Annotated in this window: 5 protein-coding genes; all 5 read left to right on the top strand. The window is 39.1% G+C overall.

Features of this window, described 5'->3' with window-relative positions:
* The first annotated feature begins 255 nt into the window (after positions 1–255).
* A complete protein-coding gene (locus GNF10_RS34705) occupies positions 256–2,418 on the top strand; it encodes a pentapeptide repeat-containing protein (RefSeq protein ID WP_185587036.1) in 2,163 nt (720 codons plus the stop codon).
* Positions 2,419–2,493: 75 nt separating this feature from the next.
* The gene (locus tag GNF10_RS34700) at positions 2,494–3,321 is read left to right on the top strand and encodes a GTPase domain-containing protein (protein WP_185587034.1); all 828 of its coding nucleotides are present in this window, start codon (positions 2,494–2,496) and stop codon (positions 3,319–3,321) included.
* 108 nt (positions 3,322–3,429) lie between these two features.
* Entirely contained in the window at positions 3,430–3,558 is a 129-nt protein-coding gene (locus GNF10_RS39135; protein WP_260446377.1) for a hypothetical protein, read from the top strand.
* A gap of 245 nt (positions 3,559–3,803) precedes the next feature.
* Positions 3,804–4,139: a hypothetical protein gene (locus GNF10_RS34695; protein WP_185587031.1), complete on the top strand. Its 336-nt coding sequence runs from the start codon at positions 3,804–3,806 to the stop codon at positions 4,137–4,139.
* Positions 4,140–4,220: 81 nt separating this feature from the next.
* On the top strand, positions 4,221–5,505 hold a 1,285-nt coding region (locus GNF10_RS34690), incomplete at its 3' end, for an NACHT domain-containing NTPase (protein ID WP_185607407.1).

The following is a 5,505-nucleotide window of genomic DNA, read 5'->3' as shown; positions in this document are numbered from 1 at the left end:
GCCAGCGATTTGTACAGTAAATGGCACGTCAAGAACAGTTATGAGGCGATAAAAAGAGGGGCGATGCTTGGTTATATAGACTATAACTTGATTGTGAATGAATGATGTATTGGTGAGGAGAGCGAAAGAATTAAGTCGGGGATTGAAGCATAAAAACTGGCGTTAAGAAAAAAGAATCGCTTTAAAACTTTGTAATTACGAAATTGTTCATGGTATATCTGTATCCAAAAAGAAATTTGTATACAGCACCCAGCCATGCCCCAGGACTTCTCCGGTCATAATCTCAGAGGTCGTTCTTTCAAAGGTCAAAACCTTGAGGGTGCAAATTTTAGTGGCGCAGATATCCGCAGTGCAGATTTTACAGGGGCGAATCTGAGGAACGCAAACTTTAGTCATGCTCAAGCTGGGCTGCAATCCTATTGGTTAATTGGATTAGCAATCTCTTTATTTTTATTATCAGTATTATCAGGACTATTAATAAGTTTTACTAGTTTGATAATTGCCTCTCTTTTATCTACCAATGGTACTGCTGTTTATATTGGCACAACCACCTTGGCAGTACTGGCAATATTTTTCATGATTATTAATCGTAAGGGTTTCGGAATAGCTTTAGAAACTGGAGCCTTAACTATAAGTATAATTGTGGTTTTGGCTATAGGTTTAACTTACACATGGTCTGTAGTTCATATAAGTGATGCAGCTTTAATTTTGGCAGGATCTGTAGCTTTAGCTGGCTCTGGAACTGGGACTTTAATTTTAACTTTAATATTAACTTTGATTTTCATTGTTTATGATTACAAACTTTTAATTTTAGTTCTAGCTGGATTGCTTATAACAACTAAAGTTGGATCTTGGGCAGGGGCAGGAGCAGCAGGTTGGGCAGGAGCTTCGGCAGGAGTTGAAGGTGAAGCTTGGGTGAGTGCTTATGCTGTAGTCATTTTTATAGCTGTACTTACTCTATCTGTTTACATTACTTGGCGTGTTGTAACACGAGATGAAAAGCAGAAATTAATTCGAGATATTGCCATTAGTATCACTGCGATAGGAGGTACATCTTTTTGTAATGCTGACTTAACTGATGTTAACTTCACACAAGCAATCCTCAAAACTACTAATTTTAGAAAAGCTATTCTGACCCGTACCCGATTCTATCAAGCTAAAATGCTTGACTTTGTTAATCCTGGAAAGACTTACCTTCAGTATGCACAATTGCGGCAATTACTTGTGACAGGACAAGGACAAGACTTGAACTTTGACCGTCAAGACTTACGTGGAGCCAACTTACAAGGAGCTAATTTGGTAGATGCCAGCTTCATAGGTGTTGACCTAAGTCAAGCTAACTTACAAGACGCAGATTTATCCAGAGCGAAGCTAGTACAGGCACAACTTAATGGAACTGATTTAACAGGCGCTACTCTCACCGGGACATACATTCAAGACTGGGGCATTACCACCGACACCAAATTTGATGGGGTGCGGTGTGAATACGTTTATATGCGACTCCCTACAAAAGAGAACCCTGATCCACTTCGTAAACCTGATAACAATAAAGAAGTGTTTGCTCCGGGGGAGTTCGGTGAGTTTATCAAACCAATTTTTGACACACTCGACCTTTATCATAACCAAGGTGTTGACCCCAGAGCGATCGCAATTTCATTTAAGCAGTTAGCAGAAAATCACCCAGAGGCGGATTTAAGAATTGTGGGCATGGAAGTGCGAGGTGAAGATAAGTTTTTACTTCGTGCCAAAACCGCAGCTACGGCTGATAAGTCTGAACTGAGTGCAGAATATTTTGACACTTATAATCAGCTTAAGGGTTTACCAGAGGGAGAAATTAAATTACTACTAGAAGAAAAAGATAGTAGAATTCAAAGTTTAGAAAATTTTGTTAATCAGGCACTACAACGCCCTAGTTTTTATTCAAGTACTCAAATACAAGAGGTAGGAAGTATGGCTAGCAACCCCGGTGGATTTTCAGTTGGTGGTTCTGTCGGCGGTAATGCCAATAATGTCCAAGGTGACGGCAACCAAGTAGTGCAGGGAGATACAACAATGGCTGGCGATCGCAATATCAACACAGGTGGCGGCAACTATAACGAGCGCATTGAACGCGATTATATCCAAGGTAATTACTACGCGGCTGGACAACCGCAGAGCCTTGCCCAAGCTGCTGCCGAGATTCAGCTATTACTAAAACAATTAGAGCAAACTTACCCTACCACTACTACATCACAGCAAATGGTCGTAGCAGCAGAAGCCATAAACCGCATTGAAAGCAACCCATTATTGAAAGAACGAGTAATAAATGCTGTTAAAGAAGGTGGGTTGGCTGCTTTTGAAAAAGCTATTGATAATCCAGCAGGTGCTTTTATTGTTGGCGCTATTAAAGGCTGGCAGGAAGTAGAGGCAGAAGATTAACGAAATTGAATTAACATACCTCTAAGTGCAGAGTTGGCTAACTAGCAGGTTAAAAACTTAGTATTAGGCAAGAATATGGAAGAGCAGAAGCCGCCAGAAAACCGCAATATCAATACTGGAGGAGGTAATTATAACGAACTGATTGAAGGTAACTATATAACGGTGAATGCAGTTTATAATACTTATTATGTTTCTGTGACTGTGAATCTAAGTGATGTTAGCGTCAGATGTCAAAATCTTGTGGGCGCAGAAAAATTAACCCCTGCTGACTTGGCCGATAGTAATTTGATTAGAGAAACTTTGGGACTCTCGCCAAAAGTGAAACTTATCTGGAATCAACAAGAGGCAACTGTAAAAGCTAAATCTGTATTGTTTGAGAAAATAAGAGAGATTATCGCTGCATATAGAGCCAAAAGAATAACTGTACTTGGAGACAGAGGAACTGGTAAAACGACATTATCTAAGTACATGAGTCAAATAATTGAAGGAGTTAACTTAGTAGATACCTCTGGTGATAGGAATTTTCGTTCTCTATGGAAAGAGATGATATCAGAATCTGATTTTATTTTTTACCTTGTGCGAGTCGATAAACTCTTACAACAGGATGAGCATACAAGTACCATAGTTGAAAATGATATGGCATTGATCTCTCAGTTTCTTCGGCAAGGTCAGAGGAAAGTAAAAATTTTTATTATTGGTACTCATTGTGATGAAGACAAGAGATATGCAGAATATAGAAATATAAACAGATTAGGTGACTATCGTGACCAATTCCTGTCACTCAAATCTGTAAAAAATATGATTGATTATGCTAGTAGAGTTGGACAAGTAGAAGTAGTAATTGGAAGCCTTTCTAATAAAGATAATGCCCAAGAACTTACAAAACACATTACCTATAAGTAAATCTCAAAAAAGAGTATTCAAGAGCGATCGCCTCCTCCAGGTGCGCTCCGCGCAATCGCCCTTCTCTACAAGACATTATTCTCGCTCTTATCCTCTAAGAATATTGCTATGAACCACAACCATCACTATGCTCTTATGGAATACCCCGTGATCGCTGTTATTAATTGTGTCAAGGAGTTTTCTGGAATTCGTAATCCAGGCGTGGTAGTCATTGTTAGACAAGCGACTTATCAATAACTTCTATAAATACCCTTGGGGAAATATTACCCCGACATAAGCCCAGTCATCCCGGCTGGGTTTTTGGTTTAGCGATCAGGTGGTTATGCGATCGCCATCCAACTTAAACAGTTAAAACATTGGATTAGCTAAATCTGATTTAGGTAAATGTGTACTACTTTGACTAGCAGTTTTTACACAAATTTAACTGAAAACGTTAAAATACCGGAATTAACAACAATACTACTAATAATCGTATAATTAACATGGAGCTTGGTAATTATAACGAGTCTATTTCAGGAAATTATATTCAAGGAAATTACATTACCTCGCAACCAAACCTTGCTACAACTGCTGCCGATATTCAGATGTTACTAAAACAATTAGAGCAAACTTACCCTACCACTACTACATCACAGCAAATGGTAGTAGCAGCAGAAGCAATAAATCGAATTGAAAGCAACCCACTATTGAAAGAACGAGTAATAAATGCTGTTAAATCCGGTGGTTTGGCTGCTTTTGAAAAAGCTATTGATAACCCAGCAGGTGCTTTTATTGTTGGCGCTATCAAAGGTTGGCAGGAAGTAGAGGCAGAAGATTAAGGAAACTGAATTAACATACTTCTAAGTTCATAGTTTAGCAACCCACAGCTTCTAGGCTGAAAATTTAGCTCATGCAAAAATATGGAAGAGCCGAAACCGCCTGACAACCGCAATATTAATACTGGAGGAGGTAATTATAATGAACGGATTGAAGGCGACTATATTCAAGGTAATGTTTTTCAAAATATTTTTAACCTCGGCAGGCAGACAACACCAGTAGGCAACCCTGCCAGACCAAAGAACGAGCGGATACTACTAGCCGCAGTCAAGGAAGAAGTTACAGCACGGTTAAGGCAATCTCTACACAATGCTGTACTGATTAATTTGGGTAAAGAATCACAACCACAACAAGTAAAACGCCCTTGGGATGCAGAGATAAAAATTGGCTTAAAACCTGCTGAACCTCTCCCAGATACTACAACTACTTTAGAAGTTTTTGACTCCCAAGAAATTGCAGGTAAACTGTTAATTTTAGGTGCGCCAGGAGCAGGTAAGACCACCACACAATTAGAACTGGCTCAAGCTTTAGTAAAACGTGCGGAAGAACAGCCTGATTATCCCGTTCCAGTTTTATTTAACGTATCTTCTTGGAAAGATGATCGCCAATCTCTAACTGATTGGTTAGTGGCTGAACTCAAATCTAAATATGGTGTTTCAACTAAACTTGGTAAAGACTGGGTAAATAATCACCAATTACTACCATTACTTGATGGTTTAGATGAACTTGAACCGCAGCGTCAAGAACCTTGTGTTAATGCAATTAATCAGTTTTTAGCAGGTGAAACTAGACCACTTTATCTAGTTGTTTGTAGTCGAATTGAGGAATATAGTAACTACACGACTCAATTACAACTTAACGGTGCTATTTACTTACAGCCTTTAACCAACAATCAAATTTGTGATTATCTAACCAGTATTAAATCTATAGAACTATGGTCAACTATCAGTAGCGACTTAGAGCTACTAGATTTAGTTAGAACTCCTTTGCTACTCAGCATTACTGTTCTAGCGTCTCAAGAAATATCTGTTGAAGAATGGCAGCATTTGAACTCTACAGCAGACCGTCTTCAGTATTTGTTAGATGCCTATGTAGGGCGAATGTTGACACGGGATGTCGTCAGTAGGGCATATTTGAAGAACAAACCTCCTAATGCTAGGAAAACGCGAATGTGGCTTGTTTGGTTAGCTCAACAAATGCATGAAGAATCTAAAACGGAGTTTTTGATTGAAGAAATGCAGCCTAATATGTTTTTTAGCAAAACTCAAAAAACTAGCTATTCTCTTATTGTTGGGCTGAGTGGAGGGCTGTTTTCTGGGCTGAGTTTTGGGCTGTTTTTTGGGCTGATTGGAGGGCTGATTTCTGGGC

It is taken from the genome of Nostoc sp. UCD121 (genome assembly GCF_014222285.1).
Lineage (GTDB): Bacteria > Cyanobacteriota > Cyanobacteriia > Cyanobacteriales > Nostocaceae > Nostoc.
This window is presented reverse-complemented; position numbering and strand designations above follow the sequence as displayed.